The 25,572-nt window shown below is 53.5% G+C and carries 14 protein-coding genes and 3 pseudogenes; all 17 read right to left on the bottom strand.

What is annotated here, in order from left to right:
• Positions 1-126: 126 nt before the first annotated feature.
• Positions 127-2,205 carry an ankyrin repeat domain-containing protein gene (locus ACOMG9_RS22330; protein WP_494529452.1) on the bottom strand — a complete coding sequence of 693 codons (2,079 nt, stop codon included), beginning with the start codon at positions 2,203-2,205 and terminating at the stop codon, positions 127-129.
• Positions 2,206-2,384: 179 nt separating this feature from the next.
• Complete coding sequence (locus tag ACOMG9_RS22325) at positions 2,385-4,163, bottom strand: ankyrin repeat domain-containing protein (protein ID WP_494529451.1); 1,779 nt, start codon at positions 4,161-4,163, stop codon at positions 2,385-2,387.
• 148 nt (positions 4,164-4,311) lie between these two features.
• Entirely contained in the window at positions 4,312-6,105 is a 1,794-nt protein-coding gene (locus tag ACOMG9_RS22320; RefSeq protein ID WP_448218548.1) for an ankyrin repeat domain-containing protein, read from the bottom strand.
• Positions 6,106-6,287: 182 nt separating this feature from the next.
• Complete coding sequence (locus ACOMG9_RS22315) at positions 6,288-8,072, bottom strand: ankyrin repeat domain-containing protein (protein ID WP_494529450.1); 1,785 nt, start codon at positions 8,070-8,072, stop codon at positions 6,288-6,290.
• Positions 8,073-8,256: 184 nt separating this feature from the next.
• Positions 8,257-9,645 (bottom strand): ankyrin repeat domain-containing protein, encoded by a 1,389-nt coding sequence (locus ACOMG9_RS22310; protein WP_494529449.1) that lies wholly within the window; start codon positions 9,643-9,645, stop codon positions 8,257-8,259.
• A gap of 227 nt (positions 9,646-9,872) precedes the next feature.
• Positions 9,873-12,767, bottom strand: coding sequence for an ankyrin repeat domain-containing protein (locus ACOMG9_RS22305; protein ID WP_448218543.1), 2,895 nt, complete (start codon positions 12,765-12,767; stop codon positions 9,873-9,875).
• A gap of 146 nt (positions 12,768-12,913) precedes the next feature.
• Positions 12,914-13,915: an ankyrin repeat domain-containing protein gene (locus tag ACOMG9_RS22300; protein WP_494529448.1), complete on the bottom strand. Its 1,002-nt coding sequence runs from the start codon at positions 13,913-13,915 to the stop codon at positions 12,914-12,916.
• 146 nt (positions 13,916-14,061) lie between these two features.
• Positions 14,062-14,772 (bottom strand): annotated as a pseudogene (locus tag ACOMG9_RS22295) (ankyrin repeat domain-containing protein); the annotation flags it as partial.
• Between the two features lie 4 nt (positions 14,773-14,776).
• Positions 14,777-14,932 (bottom strand): annotated as a pseudogene (locus ACOMG9_RS22290) (ankyrin repeat domain-containing protein); the annotation flags it as partial.
• A gap of 12 nt (positions 14,933-14,944) precedes the next feature.
• On the bottom strand, positions 14,945-15,364 hold the full coding sequence (locus ACOMG9_RS22285; protein WP_448218540.1) for an RING finger protein: 420 nt from the start codon (positions 15,362-15,364) through the stop codon (positions 14,945-14,947).
• A 115-nt stretch (positions 15,365-15,479) separates the two neighbouring features.
• Positions 15,480-16,568, bottom strand: coding sequence for an ankyrin repeat domain-containing protein (locus ACOMG9_RS22280; protein ID WP_494529447.1), 1,089 nt, complete (start codon positions 16,566-16,568; stop codon positions 15,480-15,482).
• 380 nt (positions 16,569-16,948) lie between these two features.
• Entirely contained in the window at positions 16,949-18,244 is a 1,296-nt protein-coding gene (locus ACOMG9_RS22275; RefSeq protein WP_494529446.1) for an ankyrin repeat domain-containing protein, read from the bottom strand.
• A gap of 147 nt (positions 18,245-18,391) precedes the next feature.
• Entirely contained in the window at positions 18,392-19,387 is a 996-nt protein-coding gene (locus ACOMG9_RS22270) for an ankyrin repeat domain-containing protein (RefSeq protein ID WP_448218537.1), read from the bottom strand.
• A 127-nt stretch (positions 19,388-19,514) separates the two neighbouring features.
• Positions 19,515-22,376 carry an ankyrin repeat domain-containing protein gene (locus ACOMG9_RS22265; RefSeq protein WP_448218536.1) on the bottom strand — a complete coding sequence of 954 codons (2,862 nt, stop codon included), beginning with the start codon at positions 22,374-22,376 and terminating at the stop codon, positions 19,515-19,517.
• A gap of 197 nt (positions 22,377-22,573) precedes the next feature.
• Complete coding sequence (locus ACOMG9_RS22260) at positions 22,574-23,701, bottom strand: ankyrin repeat domain-containing protein (protein ID WP_448218535.1); 1,128 nt, start codon at positions 23,699-23,701, stop codon at positions 22,574-22,576.
• Positions 23,702-24,013: 312 nt separating this feature from the next.
• Entirely contained in the window at positions 24,014-25,165 is a 1,152-nt protein-coding gene (locus ACOMG9_RS22255; RefSeq protein WP_448218534.1) for an ankyrin repeat domain-containing protein, read from the bottom strand.
• A gap of 262 nt (positions 25,166-25,427) precedes the next feature.
• A pseudogene (locus ACOMG9_RS22250) lies at positions 25,428-25,514 on the bottom strand (IS3 family transposase); the annotation flags it as partial.
• Positions 25,515-25,572 lie beyond the last annotated feature (58 nt).

Genomic DNA, 25,572 nt, shown 5'->3' with positions numbered 1-25,572 from the left:
AAACAAGTGGCAAGGGTTTGATACAAAAAAATTATGGTAGTTTATTTATGGGCCTATCAAAGTTCGCTGTGGCTAAATAATCACGCATTTTAAAATACAGAAGCCGACAACAACTGAAAGCCGTGTTCACTGGATAATACAACGACTTTCTGTTGTTCCCTCCCTTGCCCCGGCATTGATCAGGAGTCTCGCGCAGCCAGCATTGCCCATCTCGGTTGCGATGGCGAGAGGAGTAGTGCCATCCGACAAGGCGGCGTTGATATCTGCCTCGGCCCTGATCAGGCGTTTCAGACACTCTATATTGCCATCCCGGGCTGCGATGAACAGCGTGGTCGCGCCATCCTCAGTCCTTCGGGCGTTGAGGTCAGCCCCGGCGTTGATCAGAAGTTCCATGCATTCGGTATTGGCCTTCCGGGCTGCAATGAATAGCGGGGTGGTGCCATCCTTACCCGGGATGTTGATGTCTGCCCCGGCGTTGATCAGGAGTTTCAAGCAGTCGGTGTTATTTCTATAGGCAGCAACGAACAACGGTGTGGCACCAAGCTTGGTCCAGACGGCGTTGAGATCCGCCCCCTCTTTGATCAGAAGTTTAACGCAGTCGATGTGATTTTCTTGTGCAGCTATTAACAGTGGGCTGACGCCATCCTTAGCCCGGGCGTTGAGATCCGCCCCGGCGTTGATCAGGAGTTTCAGGCAGTCGGTGTTATTTTCTTGCGCAGCGATGAGCAGCGGGGTGGCACCATCCTGGGTCAGGGCGGCGTTGAGATCTGCCCCGGCGTTGATCAGGAGTTTCAGGCAGTCGGTGTTATTTTCTTGTGCAGCCATGAAAAGCGGGCTGGCGCCATCATTATTCTGGGCGTTGAGATCAGCCCCGGCTTTAATCAAGAGTTTCAAACAGTCGGTGTTATTTTCTTTTGCAGCGATAAACATTGGGGTGGCGCCTCTCTCATTCCGGGGGTTGAGATCCGCCCCGGCGCTGATCAGGAGTTTCAGGCAGGCGGTGTGATTTTTTCGTGCAGCGATAAGCAATGGGGTGGAGCCACTCTTGTTCCGAGGGTTGAGATCCGCCCCGGCGCTGATCAGGAGTTTCACGCAGTCGATGCTATTACGCAGGGCTGCCATGAACAGCGGGCTGATGCCGTCTTCAGTTCGGGTGTTGATATCAACCCCGGCCTTGATCAGGGCTTTCATGCAGTCGGCGTTATTTTCCTGGGCAGCCAAGAGCAGCGGGGTGACGCCATACCCAGGCCCGGCATTGAGATCTGCCTTGGCTTCGATCAGGGCTTTCACGCAGTCGGTATTGCCCTTCGCAGCAGCGATGAGCAGCGGGGTGATGCCATCCTCAGTTTTGACGTTGAGGTTCGCCTTTGCTTCGATCAGGGCTTTCACGCAGTCGGTATTGCCCAACTGGGCGGCCATGAACAGTGGGGTGGAGCCATCCTCAGCCACCGCATTGAGATCTGCACCGGCCTTGATCAGGAGATTCACGCAGTCGGTGTTATTATTCTGGGCAGCGAGGAACAGTACCGTGCCACCATCCCCATCGGCGGCGTTGGGATTCGCCCCGGCGCTGATCAAGAGTTTCACACAGTTGATGCTATTTCTCAGGACAGCGATGTACAGCGGAGTGATGCCATCTTCAATTCTGGTGTTGATATCCGCCCCTGCCTTGATCAGGAGATTCACGCAGTCGGTGTTATTTTCCTGGGCAGCGAGGAACAGTGCCGTGGCACGAGCCTCACTGGTGGCGTTGAGATTCGCTCCGGCGTTGATCAGGCACTCGACGATAGCCTTGTGCCCCCGGTAAGATGCGATCATCAAGGCAGTGAAATCATCATGCGTAATGGCATTGACATTGACGCCTTCTGCCAGTGACCTCTCCACCTGATCCAAATCCCCGTCTAAACAGGCATTAAAAAACGCCTGATTGGGGAAAAATGTGTCCGGATGAGATTCACCGGTGTTCAGATTCACTACAGGCATCGGGTCTTGCCGACACATAGCGCACTGGCGTGAGCCGATGGGCTGATCAACAAAACACCTTGAAATACAGTCCAGATCGAAGCGGTGACCACAGCATTGGGTTTTGACGATCACAGGGGCTTCAGTTCTGCCATGAAAGTAAGCCAAACAAATAGGACAGTGATCGGCCTTCAGTGTCCACGGTGAGAGGATAGAGAGCAATGCGATCCGTAAGAAGAACATCTGTGTTGGTCAGGCAAGTGGCCAGGGTTTGATGCAGAAAAATTATGGTAGTTTATTTATAGGCCTATCAAAGTTTGCTGTGGCTAAATAATCACGCATTTTAAAATACAGAAGCCGACAACAACTGAAAGCCGTGTTCACTGGATAATACAAGGCCTTTCTGTTGTTCCCTTCCTTGCCTATCTTTCCTGTCTGGCCCCGGCGTTCATCAGGAGTCTCGCGCAGTCGGTATTGCCCATCCCGGTTGCGATGGCGAGAGGAGTGGTGCCATCCGACAAGGCGGCGTTGAGATCGGCCCCGGTGTTGATCAGGAGTTCCACGCAGTCGGTATTGCCCTTCTGGGCAGCGATGAATAGCGGTGTGGTGCCATCCTCGCCCGGGATGTTGATATCTGCCCCGGCACTGATCAGGATTTTTACGCACTCGGTATTGCCCATCTCGGCTGCGATGTGCAGGGCAGTGGTGCCGTATTTAGTCCGGGCGTTGAGATTCGACTCGGCGTTGATCAGGAGTTTCAGGCAGTCGGTGTTATTTTTGTGTGCAGCGACGTGCAGCGGGGTGCCGCCATGATTATTCTGCTTGTTAAGGTCCGCCTCTGCTTTGATCAGGAGTTTTACAATATCGGTGTTATTTTCTTGTGCAGCAATGAACAACGGGGTGGCACTCTCCTTGATCCAGACGGCGTTGAGATCCGCCCCCTCTTTGATCAGGAGTTTCACGCAGTCGGTGTTATTTTCTTGTGCAGCCATGAACAGTGGGCTGGCGCCGTCCTTAGTCCGAGCGTTGATATCCGCCCCCTCTTTGATCAGGAGTTTCAGGCAATCGATATAATTTTTTTGTGCAGCGATGTACACAGGGCTGGCTCCATTCTTAGTCCGGGCGTCGATATCCGCCCCCTCTTTGATCAGGAGTTTCAGGCATTCGATATGATTTTCTTGCGCAGCGATGTACACAGGGGTGGCACCATCGTTATTCGGGGTGTTGATATCCGCCCCCTTTTTGATCAGGAGTTTCACGCAGTCGATGCTATTGCGCAGGACGGCGACAAACAGCGGGGTCATGCCATCTTCAAATCGGGCATTAAGATCCGCCTTGGCCTTGATCAGGAGTTTCATGCATTCGGTGTTATTTGCCTGGGCAGCCAAGAGCAGCGGAGTGGTGCCATTCTCAGGACCGGCATTGGGATCTGCCTTGGCTTCGATCAGGAGTTTCACGCAGTCGGTGTTGTCTCTCGCAGCAGCCATGATTAGCGGGGTGTTGCCATCCTCATCCTTGGTGTTGAGGTTCGCCCTGGCTTCGATAAGGGCTTTCAGGCAGTCGGTACTGCCCATCTCGGCAGCGATGGACAGAGGGGTAGCACCATTCTTGGCCCCAGCATTGAGATCTGCCCCTTTATTGATCAGGAGCTTCAAGCAGTCGCTGTTATTTTCCAGGGCAGCATAGAGCAGTGGGGTGGCGCCATCCTCATTCCGAGCGGTGTTGACGTCCGCTCCGGCGTTGATCAGACGTTCGACGATATCCGTGTGCCCCTTGATGGATGCCAACATCAAGGCAGTCAAACCATTCGTCATAACGGCATTGACATTGACGCCTTCTGCCAGCGACCTCTCCACCTGATCCAAACCCCCATAATAACAGGCATCATAAAATGTCTGATTGGGGAAAGATGTATCCGGGTAAGATTCACTGGTGTTCAGATTCACTACAGGCATCGGGTCTTGCCGACATATCGCGCAGTGTCGTGAGCCGACGGGCCGATAAACAAATTGTTCTGAAATACAGTCCAGATGGAAGCGGTGGCCACAGTGGGTTCGACATTGCGTTTTGAGGACCACTGGTGGCACATCGTGGCCACGAAAATCAGCCAAACAAATAGGACAGACACTATCCTCCGGCTTTACGTCATTTCCCATGGAGGGGAGGGCGAGCAAGAGCAATGCCATCCATAAGTAGAACATCTGTGAAACGAGCTGGATAGTATGAATTTGACTTAAGAACATTAGGATAGTTCATTTATGTGGCTATAAAGTTCGCTGTGGCTAAATCATCACCTATTTCAAAAACTCAGAAGATGGGAACACCTGAGAGCCTTGTTCACCGGACAACCTAACGCCTTTCTTTTGTTCTTTTCACCGCCTGCGTTCCCTGCCTTGCCCTGGCATTGATCAGGAGTTCCACGCAGTCGGTATGGCCCATCCCGGTTGCGATGGCGAGAGGAGTGGTGCCATCCGACAAGGCGGCGTTGATATCTGCCTCGGCCCTGATCAGGCGTTTCAAACACTCGATATTGCCTTCCCGGGCTGCGATGAACAGCGGGGTCGCGCCATCCTGAGTCCTGCGGGCGTTGAGATCGGCCTCGGTGTTGAGCAGGCGTTCCACGCAGTCGGTATGGCCCTTCTGGGCTGCGATGAATAGCGGGGTGGTGCCATCCTCACCCGGGATGTTGATGTCCGCCCCGGCACTGATCAGGATTTTTACGCACTCGGTATTGCCCATCTCGGCTGCGATGTGCAGGGCAGTGGTGCCGTATTTAGTCCGGGCGTTGAGATTCGACTCGGCGTTGATCAGGAGTTTCAGGCAGTCGGTGTTATTTTTGTATGCAGCGACGTGCAGCGGGGTGCCGCCATCATTATTCTGCTTGTTAAGGTCCGCCTCTGCTTCGATCAGGAGTTGTACAATATCGGTGTTATTTTCTTGTGCAGCAATGAACAACGGGGTAGCACCCTCCTCGATCCAGACGGCGTTGAGATCCGCCCCCTCTTTGATCAGGAGTTTCACGCAGTCGGTGTTATTTTCTTGTGCAGCCATGAACAGTGGGCTGGCGCCATCCTCAGTCCGGGCGTTGATATCCGCCCCCTCTTTGATCAGGAGTTTCAGGCAGTCGATATGATTTCTTAGTGCAGCGATGTACACAGGGCTGGCGCCACTCTCAGTCCGGGCGTTGATATTCGCCCCCTCTTTGATCAGGAGTTTCACGCAGTCGATGCTATTACGCAGGACGGCGACAAACATCGGGCTCATGCCATCTTCAGATCGGGCATTAAGATCTGCCCCGGCCTTGATCAGGAGTTTCAGGCAGTCGGCGTTATTTTCCTGGGCAGCCAAGAGCACCGGGGTGATGCCACTCTTATGCCCGGCATTGGGATCTGCCTTGGCTTCGATCAGGGCTTCCACGCAGTCGGTCTTGCCTTTCGCAGCAGCGATGAGTAGCGGGGTGTGGCCAGCCTTATCCTTGACGTTGAGGTTCGCCTTCGCTTCGATCAGGGCTTTCACGCAGTCGATGTTGCCCAACTGGGCGGCCATGGACAGTGGGGTGGAGCCATCCTCAGTGCCAGCATTGAGATCTGCCCCGGCCTTGATCAGGAGTTTCATGCAGTCGGTGTTATTTTCCTGGGCAGCAGCAAACAGTGCCGTGGCACCAGTCTCACTGGCAGTGTTGAGATTCGCTCCGTGGCTGATCAGGCGTTCGACGATAGCCTTGTGCCCCCGGTAAGATGCGATTATCAAGGCAGTGACATCATCATACCTAACGGCATTAATATTGACTCCTTCTGCCAGTGACTTCTCCACCTGATCGAAATCCCCGTCATAACAGGCAGTATAAAACGTCTGATTGGGGAAAAATGTATCCTGGTGAGATTCACCGGTCTTCAGATTCACAACAGGCATGGGGTCTTGCCGACACATCGCGCAGTGTCGTGAGCCAACGGGCTGATGAACAAAGTGTCTTGTAATGCAGTCCAGATGGAAGCGGTGGCCACATTGGGTTCGACATTGGGTTTTGACGTCCATTGGCGCCACATCGCGGCCATGGAATTCATCGTGACAAATAGGGCAGACATCGGCCTCCGACTTTACGTCAGCTCCAATGGTGAGAGGGGGGCGAGCAATACCATCCATAAGTAAAACAACTGTGAAAGCAGCAAAATAATATAGATATGACATGAGAGCCGGTAGGATAGTTCATTTATGTAGCTGTAAAGTCCGCTGTGGCTAAATAATCAACTATTTCAAAATATCTGATGCATATCTGCCGCAATACCGGCACCGGGTCATGCCGACCTGTCGCACACCGGCCTCATTCACCTTCCCTGCATTGCCTCTGTTGCCTGCCTGGTCCCGGCGTTGGTCAGGAGTCTCGCGCAGTCGGCATTGCCCATCTCTGTTGCGATGGCGAGAGGAGTGGTGCCGTCCGACAAGGCGGCGTTGATGTCTGCCTCGGCTCTGATCAGGCGTTTCAGACATTCGATATTGCCTTCCCGGGCTGCGATGAACAGCGGGGTCGCGCCATCCTGAGTCCTGCGGGCGTTGAGATCGGCCTCGGTGTTGAGCAGGAGTTCCACACAGTCGGTATGGCCCTTCCGGGCTGCGATGAATAGCGGGGTGGTGCCATCCTCACTCGGGATGTTGATGTCTGCCCCGGCACTGATCAGGCGTTTCACACACTCGGTACTGCCCATCTCGGATGCGATGTGCAGTGCCGTGGTGCCGTATTTAGTCCGGGCGTTGAGATCTGCCCCGGCGTTGAGCAGGAGTTTCAGGCAGTCCGTGTTATTTTTTTGCGCAGCGATGTGCAGCGGGGTGCCGCCATCATTATTCTGCTTGCTAAGGTCCGCCCCTGCTTCGATCAGGAGTTTTACAATATCGGTTTTATTTTCTTGTGCAGCAATGAACAACGGGGTGGCACCCTCCTTGATCCAGACGGCATTGAGATCTGCCCCCTTGTTGATCAGAAGTTTCACACATTCGATGTGATTTTTTTGTGCAGCGATGAACAATGGACTGACGCCGTCCTTAGTCCGGGCGTTGATATCCGCCCCCTCTTTGATCAGGAGTTTCAGGCAGTCGATATGATTTTCTTGCGCAGCGATGTACGCAGGGGTGACACCATTGTTATTCGGGGCATTGATATCCGCCCCCTCTTTGATCAGGAGTTTCACGCAGTCGATCCTATTACGCAGAACGGCGATGAACAGCGGGGTCATGCCGTTTTCAGTTCGGGCATTGAGATTCGCCTTGGCCTTGATCAGGGCTTCCATGCAGTCGCTATGACCTCTCGCAGCAGCGATCATCAGCAGGGTGCTGCCAGCCTCGGTCCGGACGTTAGGATCCGCCCCGGCGTTGAGCAGGAGTTTCACGCATTCGATGTGATTAGTTTGTACCGCAATGAAAAGCGCGGTGACGCCATTCTCATTATTGGTATTGAGATTCGCCTTGGCTTCGATAAGGGCTTTCAGGCATTCGGTATTGCCCATCTCGGCAGCGATGAACAGAGGGGTGGCACCATTCTTGGCCTCAGCATTGAGATCTGCCCCTTTATTGATCAGGAGTTTCACGCAGTCGGTGTTATTTACCTGGGCAGCGTAGAGCAGTGGGTTGGCGCCATCTTCATTCCGAGCGGTATTGACGTCCGCTCCGGCGTTGATCAGACGTTCGACGACATCCGTGTGCCCCCTGATGGATGCCACCATCAAGGCAGTCAAACCATACGTCATAACGGCATTGACATTGACGCCTTCTGCCAGCGACCTCTCCACCTGATCCAAATCCCCGTAATAACAGGCATCATAAAATGCTTGATTGGGGAAAGATGTATCCGGGTAAGGTTCACTGGTGTCCAGATTCACTACAGGCATCGGGTCTTGCCGGCACACCGCGCAGTGTCGTGAGCCGATGGGCTGATAAACAAATTGTTCTGAAATACAGTCCAGATGGAAGTGGTGGCCGCAGTGGGTTCGACATTGGGTTTTGACGTCCACTGGCGCCACATCGTGGCCATGAAATTCAGTCAAACAAATAGGGCAGACCTCGGCTTCCGACTTTACGTCAGCGCCAATGGGGAGAGGGGGGTGAGCAATGCTATCCATAAGAGTTGAACATCCTTGATAACTAATAAATAGTTCGAGTTAGACATAAAAAAAGTACGATAGTTCATTTATTTGGCTATAAAGTTTGCTGCGGCTAAATAATCACCTATTTCAAAAGCTCTGAAGATGGGAACACCTGAAAGCCTTGTTCACCGGACAGCATAATGTCTTTCTTTTGTTTCTTTCATCGCCTCTGCTCCCCCTCAGCTCCGGCGTTCATCAGGAGTCTCGCGCAGTCGGCATTGCCCATCCTGGTTGCGATGGAGAGAAGTGTGGTGCCATCCGACAAGATGGCGTTGATATCTGCCTCGGCCCTGATCAGGCGTTTCAAACACTCGAGATTGCCTTCCCTGGCTGCGATGAACAGCGGGGTCGCGCCATCCTCAGTTAGACGGGCGTTGAGGTCAGCCCCGGCGTTGATCAGGAGTTCTACGCAGTCGGAATTGCCCTCCCTGGCTGCGTTGAACAGCGGGGTTGCGCCATCCTCAGTTCTTCGGGCGTTGAGGTCAGCCCCGGCGTTGATCAGGAGTTTCAGGCAGTCGGTGTTATGTTCTTGTGCAGCCATGAACAACGGGGTGATACCCTCCTCAATCCAGACGGCGTTGAGGTCGGCACCGGCGTTGATCAGGCGTTTCACGCAGTCGATGTGATTTTCTTGTGCAGCGATGAACAGTGGGCTGGCGCCATCCTTAGCCCGGGCGTTGATATCCGCCCCGGCGTTGATCAGGAGTTCCAGGCAGTCGGTATTGCCCTTCTCGGCTGCGATGAATAGCGGGGTGGTGCCATCCCCACTCGGGATGTTGATATCCGCCCCGGCGTTGATCAGGAGTTTCAGGCAGTCGATGTTATTTTTTTTTGCAGCAATGAACAATGGGGTGGCACCATTCACGAGCCAGACGGTGTTGAGATTGGCCCCGGCGTTGATCAGGAGTTTCACGCTGTCAGTGTGATTTTCTTGTGTAGCGATGAACAGTGGGTTGGCGCCATCCTTAGCCCGGGCGTCGATATCTGCCCCGGCATTGATCAGAAGTTTCACGCAGTCGCTGTGATTTTCCTGGGCAGAGAGGAACAGTGCCGTGGTACCAGTCTCAGAGGCGGTGTTGAGATTCGCTCCGGCGTTGATCAGGCATTCGACGATAGCCTTGTGCCCCCGGTAAGATGCGATCATCAAGGCAGTGAGATCATCATGCGTAATGGCATTGACATTGACGCCTTCTGCCAGTGACTTCTCCACCTGATCCAAATCTCCGTAATAACAGGCATCACAAAACGTCTCATTGGGGAAAAATGCATCCGGATGAGATTCACCGGTGCTCAGATTCACTACAGGCATCGGGTCTTGCCGGCACATCGCACACTGTCTTGAGCCAACGGGCTGAGAAACAAATTGTCTTGAAATACAGTCCAGATGGAAGTGGTGGCCACATTGGGTTCGACTTTGGGTTTTGACGTCCACTGGAGCCATATCCTTGCCATGAAAATCAGCCAAACAAATAGGACAGACTTTATCCTCCGGCTCTACGTCAGTTCCCATGGAGGGGAGGGCGAGCAATACCATCAATAAGTAGAACATCTGTGAAATCAGCTAAATAGTACGGATTAGTCACAAGAAAAGCAGGTTAGCTCATTTGTGTGGCTATAAAGTTTGCTGCGGCAGGGCATTGCCGCCTGGGAGAAGGAATACCAGTGCTTTAGAGGGTGACGCAAAACTCTGGTTCCCATGCTTTCAGGCCCTTTGGGTCTCAGCATGGGAACGAGTTGTTGGCGTTTTGCAACACCTTCCTTACGGCGGGGAAGATGTCAATTTTTCTGCATTGCCTCTGTTTTCTGCCTTGTCTCGAGAGAGGTCAGGTAATTCTGGCAAAGGGTATGGCCCATCCTGGTTGCGATAGCCAGTGGGGTGGTGCCATCCGACAAGGCGGCTTTGGGATCTGCTCCGGCTTGGACAAGGAACACCAGGCAAAAGGCATTGCCCTCCTGAGCTGCGAGGTACGCCGGGGTGTAGCCATCCGTAGTTCGGGCGTTGGGATTCGCTCCGTTTTTGAGCAGGAGTTGCACGATTTTGTTGTTATTATTCAGGATCGCGATTAGCAAGGGGGTGCAGCCATTCGGCAAGGCAGCGTCGACATCCGCTCCAGCTTCAATAAGTTTTACCGTGCAGCAGGTGTTATTTTCCTTGACAGAGGTTAGCAAAGGGGTAGAGCCATCCTTGTTTCGGGCGTTAAGGTCCGCTCCAGCTTTGATCAGGAGTTTGAGGTTGTCGACGTGATTGTTCTGGGCAGCCAGGGACAGTGGTGTGGCGCCCAGGGAATCGGCGGCATTGACTTTCGCCCCGGCGTTGAGCAGGAGTTCCACAACGGCAGGGTTATTTTTTCTGGCAGCCAAGAGCAGTGGTGTGGCACCATCCTCAGTCCGGACGGCGTTGACCTGCGCCCCAGACCTGATCAGGTGTTCGACGACCTCCTCGCTCCCGGTCAAGGATGCTATCATCAAGGCGGTGAGATCATCAGTCATAACGGCATTGACATTGACTCCTTCTGTCAATGACTTCTTCACCTGATCCAAGTCCCCTCTATAGCACGCACTTAAAAACACCTCGTCGGGGAAAGATTCATCCGGGTAAGTTTCGCCGGTGTTCTTATTCACCACAGGCATGGGGTTTTGCTCGCACACCATGCAGTGGCGTGAGCCGATGGGCTGCTTAACCACATGCTTGGAAATACAGACCAGATCGAAGTCGTGGCCACATTGGGTTCGACATGGGGTTCTGGCAGCCAGAGCCGCCACATCGCGGTCATGGAAATCAACCGGACAAACAGGACTGGCATCGGCCTTCGCCGCCTCTTTTTCCGCCACGGCGTTGCTTAGCACTTTCTCGCAGTCGTTATTGCCCAGCCTGGTTGCGATGGACAGTGGGGTGTCACCATTGGGCAAGGTAGCATCGGGATCCGCGCCCCTGCCGATCAGGCGTTTCACAATATCGGTGTTATTTTCTCTGGCAGCGAAGTGTAGCGGGGTGGCGCCTAACTTATTCCGGGCGCGGGGATCCGCCCCTTCGTCGAGCAGGAATTGTACGAAGTTGGCATTGCCCTTATGGACTGCGTTGAACAGCGGGGTGTCGCCATCCTCATTCCGGACCTTGAGATCCGCCCCATTCTCTAGCAGGAGTTTAACCATATCGGCGTTATTTTTTTGGGCAGCCAAGTGCAGCGGTGTGGTGCCAAACATAGTGGGAGTGTGGACATTAGCCCCGGCTTTGATCAGGCGTTTCACGCAGTCGATATTATTTTTCAGGACTGCGATGGCCAGTGGGGTGGTGCCATCGGGCCAGGCAGTGTCGAGATCCGCCCCATTGTTGAGCAAAAGTTCCAGAATGTCGGTTTTATTGTCCTGGGCAGCGCAGAACAGCAGGCTCCTGCCATACGCAGTGGGCTTATTGACATTTGCCCCGGCATTGAGCAGGTGTTTCACGCAGTCGATATTATTTTCCCGGACTGCGATGGCCAGTGGGGTGGTACCATCGGGCAGGGCAGCGTTGATATCCGCCCCATTGTCGAGCAGGAGTTGCATGCAGTCGCTATTGCCCATCTCGGCTGCTAAGAACAGCGATGTGGCGCCCTTCATATTCCAGTCGTCGATATCCACCCCTTTCTCGAGCAGGAGTTTCACAATATCGGTGTTATTTTTTCGGGCAGCCAAGTGCAGCGGGGTCTCGCCATCCTTATTCCGGGCGTTGAGATCCGCCTCGTTTTCGAGCAGGAGTTTCACAATATCGGTGTTATTTTTTCGGGCAGCCAAGTGCAGCGGGGTGTCGCCATCCTTATTCCGGGCGTTGAGATCCGCCTCTTTTTCGAGCAGGAGTTTCACAATATCGGTGTTATTTTCATGGGCAGCCAAGTGCAGCGGGGTGAAGTCAATCTTATTCCGGGCGTCGAGCTCCGCCCCTTCCTCGAGCAGGAGTTTCACAATATCGGTGTTATTTTTTCGGGCAGCCAAGTGCAGCGGGGTGTTGCCAAACACATTGGGCGTCTTGACATTCGCCCCGGCTTTGATCAGGCGTTTCACGCAGTCGATATTGCTCTTCAGGGCTGCAAGGTGCAGCGGTGTGCAGCTACTCTCATTCCGGGCGTCGATATCCGCCCCTTTCTCGAGCAGGAGTTTCACCATATCGGTTTTATTTTCATTGGCAGCGAAGTGCAGCGGAGTGGACCTGCTAAAGGCTTGGGCAGCGTTAACATCTGCCCTGTGTTTAATCAGTTGTTTGGCGACGTCTGTGTACCCCATAAAGGATGCCATTATCAAGGCAGTGTAATTATCCTTCATAGCGGCATTGACATTGACTCCTTCTGCAAGTGACTTTTTCACCTGATCCAAATTTCCATTCAAGCAGGCAACTGAAAACACCTGGTCGGGGAAAAACTTGTCCGGGTGAGATTCACCGGTTTTCAAATCCAACACAGGGAACGGGTTCTGTCCGCAATGCAAGCAGCTGCGTGAGCCTATGGGCTTATAAAGAAATAGCCATGTAAGGCAGGCCAGATGAAAGTGGTGGCCACAGCGGGTTTGACATTCCTGTTTGAGGTCCACAGCCGCCACATGGCGTCCGTAGAACTTACCGGGACAGGCAGAACAGATATCGGCCTTCGGCGTTACGTCAGCGCTCATGGGAAGAGCGTGGGGATTAATGCCGTCCATAACCAGAACCTCCTTGTTATTCAATAAGTTATATAAGTTAGACACAAAAAAAGTACGATAGTTCATTTTTATGGCTACAAAGTTTTTTGTGGCTAAATCATCACGCATTGCAAAACTCAGGGGATGAAAACACTTGAAAGCCGTGTTTACAGGATGATGCAGAGTCCTTCTTCTGTTCTTCTTGTCTTAGCCTCGTTAATGACTTCCACGCAGTCGAAATGGCCCATCATGGTTGCGACGTACAGCGGGGTGGCGCCATCCGAAGTCCGGGGGGTGTTGAGATTTGCCCCGTTGTCGATCAGGAGTTTCGCAATTTCGGTGTGATTTTTTTGTGCAGCGAAGAACAGCGGGGTGACGCCATTCTCATTCCGGGCGTTGATATCCGCCCCGTAGGTGAGAAAGAGCTTCATGCATTCGATATTGCCATTCTGTGCTGCGATGTGCAGCGGGGTCATGCCAGAGGATAAGACGGCGTTGGGATTCGCCCCGGCGTTGATCAAGAGTCTCACGGAGTCAATAGAGCCCGTCTGGGCCGCCATGGACAGCGGGGTGTGGCCATCCTTAGTCTGGGGGAGGTCGAGTTTCGCCCCCTTACTGATCAGCAGTTCCACAATGTCGATGTGATTGTTTTGCGCAGCGAAGAACAGTGATGTAACGCCTCTCTCAGCCATAGCGGTGTTGACGTTCGCCCCGTTGTTAATCAGGACTTCGGCTAATTCTGTGTGCCCCTCAGCGGATGCAATCAACAAGGGATTGAAATCATAACTCATAACGGCATTGACATAGACTCCTGCTGCCAGTGACCTCTTCACCTCATCCACATCCCCATTCCAGCAGGCACGGGAAAACACCTGGTCGGGAAAAAACTCGTCCGGGTAAGATTTACCGGTTTCCGTATCCAACGCAGGGAACGGGTTTCCTCCGCAATACGCGCAGCTGCGTGAGCCTATGGGCGTATGAACAGATTGCATCGTAAGACAGTCCAGATGGAAGATGTGGCCGCAGTGGCTTTTACATTTAGGGTTGTGTTGCGCAGGCGCCACATTGCGCCCATGGAACTCAGCAAAACAAATATCACATTTATCGGGCTCCGACGTTAATTCAGTGCTGATGGGGAGAGGGGGGTGATTAAGAGTAATGACATCCATAAGTAGAACCTTCATGTTATTAAAGTAAGTTATACGAATTAGACAAAAAAAAAGTAGATAGTTCAGTTTTGTGGCTACAAAGTTTTTTGTGGCTAAATAATCATGCATTGCAAAACCCAGGGGATAAAAACACCTGAAAGCTGTTTTTACAGGATGATGCAGAGCCCTTCTTCTGTTCCCCTGCTTCTCTCGGCCTCGTTAAGCGCTTCCACGCACTCGGTATGGCCCATCCTGGTTGCGATGGACAGCGGTGTGCTGCCATCTGGCAAGGCGGCGTTGGGATCTGCCCCAGCGTTGAGCAGGAGTTCCAAACATTCGGTATGGCCTCCCTCAACAGCTGCGAACAGCGCAGTGGTGCCGTGTTCAGTCCGGGCGTCGAGATCCGGCCCTTTCTCGAGCAGGAGTTGCACGCAGTCGATCTTGCCTCTGAGGGCTGCGGCGTACAGCGGAGTGACGCCATTCAACAAGGCGGTATTGGGATTCACCCCTTTGTCGAGCAGGAGTTTCACGCAGCCGCCAGAGCCCTGCTGGGCTGCCATGGACAGCGGGGTGGCGCCATCCGAAGTCCGGGGGGTGTTGAGATTTGCACGGTTGTCGATCAGGAGTTTCGCAATTTCGGTGTGATTTTTTTGTGCAGCGAAGAACAGCGGGGTGACGCCATTCCCATTCCGGGCGTTGATATCCGCCCCGTAGATGAGCAAGAGCTTCACGCATTCGATATTGCCTTTCTGTGCTGCGATGTGCAGCGGGGTCATGCCAGAGGATAAGACGGCGTTGGGATTTGCCCCGGCGCTGACCAAGAGTCTCACGGAGTCAATAGAGCCCGTCCGGGCCGCCGTGGACAGCGGGGTGTGGCCATCCTTAGTCTGGGGGGGGGGCGAGTTTCGCCCCCTTACTGATCAGGAGTTCCACAATGTCGGTGTGATTGTTTTGCGCAGCGAAGAACAGCGATGTAACGCCTCTCTCAGCCATAGCGGTGTTGACGTTCGCCCCGTTGTTAATCAGGACTTCGGCTAATTCTGTGTGCCCCTAAGCGGATGCAATCAACAAGGGATTGAAATCATAACTCATAACGGCATTGATATAGACTCCTGCTGCCAGTGACTTCTTCACCTCATCCACATCCCCATTCCAGCAGGCACGAGAAAACGCCTGGTCGGGAAAAAACTCGTCTGGGTAAGATTTGCCGGTTTCCGTATCCAGCGCAGGGAACGGGTTTTCTCGGCAATACGCGCAGCTGCGTGAGCCTATGGGCTTATGAACAGATAGCATCGTAAGACAGTCCAGATGGAAGATGTGGCCGCAGTGGCTTTTACATTTAGGGTTGTGTTGCGCAGGCGCCACATTGCGGCCATGGAACTCAGCAAAACAAATATCACATTTATCGGGCTCCGACGTTAATTCAGTGCTGATGGGGAGAGGGGGGTGATTAAGAGTAATGGCATCCATAAGTAGAACCTTCATGTTATTAAAGTAAGTTATACGAATTAGACAAAAAAAAGTAGAAAGTTCAGTTTTATGGCTGTTGAGTTTGCTGCGGCTAAATCATCACGCATTGCAAAACTCAGGGGATGAAAACACCTGAAAGCCGTGTGTGCAGGATGACGCAGAGCCCTTCTAGTGTTCCCCAACTTGTCTCGGCCTCGTTAAGGGCTTCCACGCACTCGGTATGGCCCATCCTGGTTGCGACGGACAGCGGGGTGGTGCCATCCGGCAAGGCGGCGTTGATATCTGCCCCAGCTCCGATCAGGCGTTTCAAACATTCGGTATGGCCTCCCCTGGCAGCTACGAACAGCGCAGTGGTGCCGTATTCAGTCCGGGCGTCGAGATCCGGCCCTTTCTCTAGCAAGAGTTGCAAGCAGTCGATCCTGCCTTTAAGGGCTGCGGCGCACAGCGGAGTGACGCCATTCAACGAGGCGGTGTTGGGATTCACCCCTTTGTCGAGCAGGAGTTTTACGCAGCCGCCAGAGCCCTCTTGGGCTGCGATGGCCAGCGGGGTGGCGCCATCCGAAGTCCGGGGGGTGTTGAGATTTGCCCCGTTGTCGATCAGGAGTTGCGCAATTTCGGTGAGATTTTTTTCTGCAGCGAAGAACAGCGGGGTGGCGCCATCCTCATTCCGGGCGTTGACATCCGCTTTGGCGAGGAGCAAGAGTCTCACGAAGTCGGTAGAGCCCTTCTGGACTGCAATAGTGAGCAGGGTGTGGCCAGACGACAAGACGACGTTGGGATTCGCCCCGGCGATGAGCAAGAATCTTACTGGGTCGATAGAGCCCACCTGGGTCGCTACGGACAGCGGGGTGTGGCCAGCATTAGTCTCGGGGATGTCGAGCTTCGCCTCCTTACTGATCAGCAGGTTCACAATGTCGGTGTAATTGTTTTGAGCAGCGAAGAACAGCGGTGTAACGCCTGTTTCAGCCATAGCGGCGTTGACGTCCGCCCCGTTGTTAATCAGGACCTTGGCTAATTCTGTGTGCCCCTCAGTGGATGCAATCAACAAGGGATTGAAACCATGACTCATAACGGCGTCGACATAGACTCCTGCTGCCAGTGACTTCTTCACTCCATCCACATCCCCATTCCAGCAGGCACGTAAAAACACCTGGTCGGGGAAAAACTCTTCCGGGTAAGATTTACCGGTTTCCGTATCCAACACAGGGAACGGCTTTCCTCGGCAATACCCGCAGCTGCGTGAGCCTATGGGCTTAAGAACAGATAGCATCGTAAGACAGTCCAGATGGAAGATGTGGCCGCAGTGGCTTTCACATTTAGGGTTGTGTTGCGCAGGCGTCACATCGCGGCCATGGAACTCACCGAAACAAATATCACATTTATGTGCCTCCGACGTTAATTCAGTGGTGATGGGGAGAGAGGGGTGATTAATGGCATCCATTAGAAGAACCTCCATGTTATGTAAGTTATACAAATTAGACACAAAAAAAGTACGATAGTTCAGTCTTATGGCTGTTGAGTTTGCTGCGGCTAAATCATCACGCATTTCAGAACTCAGGAGATGGAAACACCTGAAAGCTGTGTTTACAGGATGATGCAGAACCCTTCTTCTGTTCCCCTGCTTCTCTCGGCCTCGTTAAGGGCTTCCACGCACCCGGTATGGCCCATCCTGGTTGCGATGGACAGCGGGGTGGTGCCATCCGGCAAGGCAGCGTTGATATCTGCCCCGGCCAGGATCAGGCTTTTCAAACATTCGGTATGGCCTCCCTCAGCGGCTACGAACAGCGCAGTGGCGCCGTATTTAGTCCGGGCGTTGAGATCCGGCCCTTTCTCGAGCAGGAGTTGCACGCAGTCGATCCTGCCTTTAAGGGCTGCGGCGTACAGCGGAGTGACGCCATTCAACAAGGCGGTGTTGGGATTCACCCCTTTGTCGAGCAGGAGTTTCACGCAGCCGCCAGAGCCCTGCTGGGCTGCCATGGACAGCGGGGTGGCGCCATCCGAAGTCCGGGGGGGGGTGAGATTTGCCCCGGCGTTGATCAGGAGTTTCGCAATTTCGGTGAGATTTTTTTGTGCAGCGAAGAACAGCGGGGTGACGCCATTCTCATTCAGGGCGTTGATATCCGCCCCGTAGGTGAGCAGGAGCTCAACGCATTCGATATTGCCATTCTTTGCTGCGATGTGCAGCGGGGTCATGCCACAGGACAAGACGGCGTTGGGATTCGCCCCGGCGATGAGCAAGAGTCGCACGGAGTCGTTAGAGCCCTGCAGGACTGCCATGGACAGCGGGGTGTGGCCATCCGTAGTCCGGGGGGAATCGAGTTTCGCCCCCTTATTGATCAGGAGTTTCAAAATATCGGTGTGATTTTGTTGTGCAGCGAAGAACAGCGGGGTAACGCCATCCTCAGCCATAGCGGCGTTGATGTCCGCCCCTTGGTTAATCAGGACTTCGGCGAGGGTTGTATGCCCCTCACCGGATGCCATCAACAAGGCATTGAAATCACCCTTCATAACGGCATCGACATAGACTCCTTCTGCCAGTGACTTCGTCACCTGATTCAAGTCCCCGTGAAGACAGACATCATAAAACCTCTTATCGGGGAAAAACTTATCCGGGTAAGATTCGCCGGTTTTCATATTCAACACAGGGAACGGCTTTCCTCGGCAATACGCGCAGCTGCGTGAGCCTATGGGCATACCATAAAATAGCCTCGTAAGACATTTCAGATGGAAGAGATGGCCACAGTGGGTTTTACATTCGGGGTCGTCTTCCACAGGCGTGACATCTCGACCACGGAACTCAACGAAACAAATATTACATTCATCGGCCTCCGAAGTTACTTCAGTGCTCATGGTGAGAGCAGAAAGACTAATTGTATTCATAAGTAAAACCCCCGTGTAATTTAATGAGTTATACAAATTTAGACACTAAAAAAGTACGATAGTTCAGTTTTATGGCTGTTAAGTTTGCTGTGGCTGAATCATCACGCATTTCAGAACTCAGGAGATGGAAACACCTGAAAGCTGTTTTTACTGGAGAACACCGCGCCTTTCTTTTGCTTCCTGGCTTTTCCCGGTCGCGATAAGGACTTTTACGCAGTCGGTATTGCCCATTCTGGTTGCGATGGACAGCGGGGTGGAGCCATTCCTGGTCCGGGCGTTGAGATCCGCACCGGCGTTGATCAGGCGTTTCAGGCATTCGGTATTGCCTCTCAGGGCTGCGATATAAAGCGGGGTGATACCATTCGACGAGGCTTCGTTGGGATCCAGCCCGGCGTTGAGCAGGAGTTTCACGCAGTCGGTATTGCCTCTCAGGGCTGCGATGTACAGCAGGGTCATGCCACTCGACAAGGCTGCGCTGGTATCCGCCCCGGCGTAGATCAGGAGTCTCGCGCACTCGGTGCAGCCCTCCTGGACTGCGATGGACAGCGGGGTGGCGCCATCCGAAGTCCGGGGGGTGTTGAGATCCGCCCCGGCACCGATCAGGAGTCTCGTAATGTCAATGTCATTGTTTTTTGCAGCGAAGAACAGCGCGGTAACGCCATCCTCAGCCCGAGCGGCGTTGACGTCCGCCCCGTTTCTAATCAGGAGTTCGGCGAGGTCTGTGAACCCCTCACTGGATGCAATCATCAAGGCGGTGAAACCAGCATTCATAACGGCATTGATATAGACTCCTTCTGCCAGCAGCTTCTGCACCTGTTGCAAATCCCCGGAACAACAGGCACTACGAAACATCTGATCGGGGAAAAATTTATCCGGGTAAGATTTACCGGTGTTTATATTCAACAACGGGATCGGATTTTGTCGGCAAAGCTTGCAGCGGCGTGAGCCTATGGGCTCATCAACAAATTGCCCCGTAATGCAGTCCAGATGGAAGTAGTGGCCACAGTGGGTTTGACATTTGGGGTTGAGGTTCACAGGCGCCACATTGCGGCCATGGAACTCACCGTGACAAATAGAACAGACATCGGCTTCCGACGTCAATTCAACGCCCATGGAGAGAGGGGAGGGAGCAATAGCATCCATAAGTAGAGTTTCCGTGTTATTTAGTGAGTTATACAAACCAGACATAAAAAATTACGATGGTTCAGCTATATGGCTATATCAAAAAATCGGAAAATGAGAACACCTGAGAGCCGTGTTTACCGGATAACTAACGCTTTTGTTTTGTTCCCTGCTCTGCCCCGGCGTTGATCAGGAGTTTCTCGCAGTCGGTATTGCCCATCACGGTTGCAATGGCCAGTGGGGTGGTGCCATCCGACAAGGCAGCGTTGATATCTACCTCGGCCCTGATCAGGAGTTTCATACACTCGCTATTGCCTTTGCGGGCTGCGATGAACAGCGGGGTCGCACCATCCTCAGTCCTTCGGGCGTCGAGATCGGCCCCGGCGTTGATCAGGAGTTCCACGCAGTCGGTATTGTCTTGTGCAACAGCGGCGTGCAGCGGGGTGGCGCCATTCTTGATCCGGGCGTTGAGATCCGCCCCGGCTTCGATCAGAATTTTCAGGCAGTCGACGTTATTGTTCAGGGCAGCGATGAACAACGGGGTGGCGTCATCTTTGGTTCGGGGGTTGAGACCTGCCTTGGCGTCGGCCAGGAGTTTCACGCAGTCGGGGTGATTTTCCTGGGCAGCGATGAACAGCGCGGTGGCGCCATCCTTATTCTGGGCGTTGAGGTCCGCCCCGGCGTTGATCAGGAGTTTCGCGCAGTCGGTATTGCCTTTCTGGGCTGCGATGTATAGCGGAGTAGAACCATCTTTGATGCGGGCGTTGAGGTCCGCCCCGGCTTCGATCAGGAGTTTTACGCATTCGCTATGGCCTCCTGCAGCAGCGCTGAACAGCGGAGTGCAGCCACTCGACAAGATGGCGTTGGGATCCGCTCCGTCGTTGATCAGGAGTTTCAAGCTGTCGATGTGATTTTCTTGTGCAGCGATGAACAGCGGGGTGACGCCATGCTTATTTCGCGCGTTGAGATCCGCCTTGGCTTCGATCAGGGTTTTCACACAGTCGCTATGACCTCTCGCAGCAGCAATGATTAGCGGGGTGCTGTCATCCTTGTTCCGGGCGTCGGGGTCTGCCTTGGCTTTGAGCAGGGCTTTTACGCAAGTGGTATGGCCTTTCGCAGCAGCGATGAACAGCGGGGTGGTGCCATCCTCAGTCCGGACGTCAGGCTCTGCCCCGGCGTCGAGCAGGAGTTTCACGCACTCGGTGTGATTTTTTTGTACCGCAATGAAAAGCGGGGTGACGCCATCCTCAGTCTTGGCGTTGAGATCCGCCTTGGCTTCGATCAGGGCTTTCACGCAGGCGGTATTGCCCATCTCGGCTGCAATATAGAGCGGGTTGGCACCATCCTTGAAGCGGGCATTGAGATTCGCCCCGGCCTTGATCAGGAGTTTCAAACAGTCGATTTGATTTTCCTGTGCCGCAATGAAAAGCGCAGTGATGTCACCATCCTTAGTCCTGGCATTGAGATCTGCCTTGGCTTCGATCAGGGCTTCCACGCAGTCGGCATGGCCTTTCGCAGTAGCAACGATCAGTGGGGTGAAGTCATCCTTAGCCCTGGCGTTGAGGTCTGCCTTGGCTTCGATCAGGGCTTTCACGCAATCGGTATGGCCATTCGCAGCAGCGATGAACAGTGGGCCGGTGCCATCTTCATTACGAGTGTTGATATCGACCCCGGCGTTGAGCAGGGCTTTCACGCAAGCGGTATGGCCATTCGCAGCAGCGATGACAAGCGGGGTGCTGCCATCCTTAGTCCTGGCGTTGAGGTCCGCCTTGGCTTCGATCAGGAGTTTCACGCATTCGGCGTGATTTTCCTGTGCAGCCATGAGCAGCGGGGTGGCGCCACCCTTGGTCCGGGCATTGAGATCCGCCCCGCCTTCGATCAGGAGTTTCATGCACTCGGTATTGCCCATCTCGGCTGCGATGAGCAGCGGGGTGGTGCCATCCGGCAGGGCAGCGTCAAGATCTGCCCCGGCTTCGATCAGGAGTTTCACGCAGTCGATATTGCCCATCTCGACTGCCATGAGCAGCGGAGAGGTGCCATCCAGCAGGGCGGCGTCAAGATCTGCCCCGGCTTCAATCAGGAGTTTCACGCACTCGGTATTGCCCATCTCGACTGCCATGAGCAGCGGGGTGTTACCATCTTTAGTTCGGACGTTGAGGTCTGCCTTGGCTTCGATCAGGAGTTTCAGGCATTCGGTATTGCCGTTCTGGGCTGCCAGAAGCAGCGGGGTAGCACCATCCTTAGTCCCGGCGTTGAGATCCGCCCCGGCTTTGATGAGGGCTTTCACGCACTCGGTATTGCCTTTCGAAGCAGCGATGAGCAGCGGGGTGGCGCCCTGCCTGGACTGGGTGTCGAGATTCGCCTTGGCTTCGATCAGAGCTTTCACGGACTCGGTATTGCCTTTCGAAGCAGCGATGAACAGCGCGGTGGCGCCATGGGAAGTTCGGACGTTGCTATCTGCCTTGGCTTCGAGCAGTCTTTTCAGGCAGGCGGTGTTATTTTTTTGTGCAGCTATGATCACTGCGGTAAGACCGCTCTTAGCGACGGCGTTGAGATTGGCTCCGGTGTTGATCAGGCATTCGACGATCGCCATATGCCCACTCATGGATGCCATCATCAAGGCAGTGAAATCATCATACGCAATGTAATGGACATTGACATTGATTCCTCCTGCCAGAGTTCTTTCCACCTGATCCAAATCCCCTTCAAAACAGGCACGAAAAAACGTCGGATCAGGGAAAAACGTATCCGGGTGAGACTCCCCGGTGTTCAGATTCAACACAGGCATCGGGTCTTGTCGGCACATTGCGCACCGCCGTGAGCCGATGGGCTGATCGACAAAACACTTCGAAATACAGTCCAGATCAAAGAGGTGGCCACAACATCGGGTTTTGACCACCACGGGCGCTACAACACGACCATGAAAATGGGTCAAACAAATAGGGCAGGGATGTGCCTCCTCTGATACTTCAGTATCACTGGGGGAAGGGTTGCGAGCAATGCCGTCCATAAGTACACATCTGTGTTAGTGAATAAGCAATGCCGGTTGGACACAAGAAAAGTAAAATAGTTCAGCTACATAGTTATAAAATTTGCGGTAGCCAAATAATCACCCATTTCAAAAACCCGGAAGATGGGAACACCTGAAAGGTCTATTTACTGGATAGCACAAGAGCTTTCTTTTGTTTTCCTGACCGCCACTGTTTCCTACTCTGCCCCAGCGTTAGTCAGGAGTTCCTCGCAGTCGGTATTGCCTTTCGCAGCAGCAACGAAGAGCGGGGTGAGGCCAGTCTCAGTGCAGGCGTTGAGATCTGCTCCGGCGTCGAGAAAGAGTTTCACGCAGTCGATGTTGCCTCTCATAGTGGCAATTAACAGCGGAGTGGCGCCATCCGACGTGGCGGCGTTAAGATCCGCTCCGGCGTTGATCAGGAGTTCCACACAGTCAGTGTTATTTTCCTGGGCAGCGATGAACAGCGGTGTGGCGCCATCCGACATGGCGGTGTTGAGACTCGCCTTGGCTTCGATCAGGGCTTTCACGCAGTCGGTATTGCCTTTCCAGGCTGCGATGAGCAGCGGGGTGGAGCCATCATCGGTCTGGGCGTTGAGATCCGCCCCGGCTTCGATCAGAGCTGTCAAGCAGTCGATGTTATTTTTTTGGGCAGCGATGAACAGCGGGGTGGTGCCATCCGACAAGGTGGCGTTGAGATCCGCCCCGGCGTTGATCAGGAGTTTCACACAGTCGGTATTGCCTTTCGCAGCAGCAACGTAAAGCGGGGTGGCGCCATTCCTGGTCCGGGCGTTGAGATCCGCATCGGCGCTGATCAGGAGTTTCACACAGTCGGTGTTATTTTTTTGTGCAGCGATGAACAGTGGGGTGGTGTCATCTTTATTCCGGGCGTTGAGGTCCGCTGCGGCATTGATCAGGCGTTTCACGCAGTCGGTATTACCGAACTCAGCAGCGATGAACAGCGCGGTGGCGCCATGGGAAGTTCGGACGTTGCTATCTGCCTTGGCTTCGAGCAGTCTTTTCAGGCAGGCGGTGTTATTTTTTTGTGCAGCTATGATCACTGCGGTAAGACCGCTCTTAGCGACGGCGTTGAGATTGGCTCCGGCGTTGATCAGGCATTCGACGATCGCCATATGCCCACTCATGGATGCCATCATCAAGGCAGTGAAATCATCATACGCAATGTAATGGACATTGACATTGATTCCTCCTGCCAGAGTTCTTTCCACCTGATCCAAATCCCCTTCAAAACAGGCACGAAAAAACGTCGGATCAGGGAAAAACGTATCCGGGTGAGACTCCCCGGTGTTCAGGTTCAGCATAGGCATCGGGTTTTGACGACCACAGGTACTTCACTTCGACCATGGAAGTTAGCCAAACAAATAGGACAGTGATCGGCCTTGAGTGTCCATGGGGAAAGAGTAGCGAGCAATGCCACATATAAGTAGAACATCTGTGTTGGTCAATAAGCAGCGTGGGTTGGATGTAAAAAAGCATGTTAGTTCATTTATTTGGCTATCAAAGTTTGCTGTGGCCAGATAATCACCTGCTTCAAAAACTCAGGAGATGGGAACACCTGAAAGGTGTATTTACTGGAGAGCACAAGATCTTTCTTTTGTTTCTCTGACCGCCACTGTTTCCTACTTTGCCCCGGCGTTGGTCAGGAGTTTCAGGCACTCGGTATGGTCATTCTGAGCTGCGATGAACAGAGGGGTAGCACCAGTCGTAATCCTGGCGGCGTTGAGATCCGCTCCGGCTTCGATCAGGATTTTCAGGCAGTCGGTATTGCCATTCTGCGCTGCCATGTACAGCGAGGTGGCGCCATCTTTATTCCGGGCGTTGAGGTCCGCCCCGGCGTTGATCAGGAGTTTCACACAGTCTGAATTGCTTAACGCAGCAGCAACGTGCAGCGGCGTGATGCCTTTCCTGGACCGGGCGTTGATATCTGCCCCGGCGTTGATGAAGAGTTTCACGCACTCGATGCTATTACTCAGGGTGGCGATGTACAGCGGGGTGGTGCCATCCCTGATCCTGAAAGCGTTGAGATCCGCTCTGGCATTGATCAGTATTTTAACGCAGTCGGTGTTATTTTCTTGTGTAGCAATGAACAACGGGGTGGCGCCATGCTCAGTTTGCGCGTTGATATCCGCCCTGGCGTTGATCAGGAGTTTCACACAGTCGGTATGGCCTTTCGCAGCAGCAACGTGCAGCGGCGTGGCGCCAGACCTGGTCCGGGCGTTGATATCTGCCCCGGCGTTGATCAGGCGTTTCACGCACTCGGTATTACCGAACTCAGCAGCGATGAACAGAGCGGTGGCACCATTAGAACGGGTAGCGTCGTGGTTTGCTCCCGTGTTGATCAGGCGTACGACGACATCCGTATGCCCACTGTGGCATGCTAACATCAAGGCTGTGAAATCATCAGTCCTAAAGGCATTGACATTGACTCCTTCTGCCAGTGACCTCTCTACCTGATCCAGATCCCCGTTAGAGCAGGCAAGATAAAACCTCCAATCGGGGAAGAATGTATCCGGGTGAGATTCACTGGTGTTCTGGTTCACCACAGGCATCGGGTTTTGCCGACACATCGCGCACCGGCGTGCGCCGATGGGCTGATCAACAAAGCACATCGAAAGGCAGTCCAGATCAAAGCGGTGACCACAACATTGGGTTTTAACGATCACAGGCGCTCCACTTCGGTCATGGAAGTTAGCCAAACAAATGGGACAGTGATCGGCCTTCAGTGCCCATGGGGTGAGGGTAGCGAGCAATACCACATATAAGTAGAACATCTGTGTTGGTCAATAAGCAGTGTGGTTTGGATGCAAAAAGCATGTTAGTTCATTTATTCGGCTATCAAAGTTTGCTGTGGCCAGATAATCACCTATTACAAAAACTCAGAGGATCGGAACACCTGAAAGTTTTGTTTACTCGATAGCACAAGGCCTTTCTTGTTTTCCCCTCCTTTAAAGGTGATGTCTGAAATTTCAGTCGATTGCACTTTGATATGGCAAGAGTTTTCCGGACACTTTTTTACACTGCATAGGCAAACTTCTATTCGTACTCGAACGGCGCCAGGTAGCCATTGGCTGAGTGCTTTCTCTGGCGATTGTAAAACACTTCGATATACTCAAAAATTGCTTACTGTGCCTCCTTCGCGCTGCCTATCTGCATCTTCTTGAAACCCGATATCTGAAAA

The sequence above is a fragment of the Endozoicomonas sp. PH6C genome, assembly GCF_059322965.1.
Note: the sequence above shows the minus strand (reverse complement) of the source record. Positions and strands in the feature narration are given on the sequence as shown.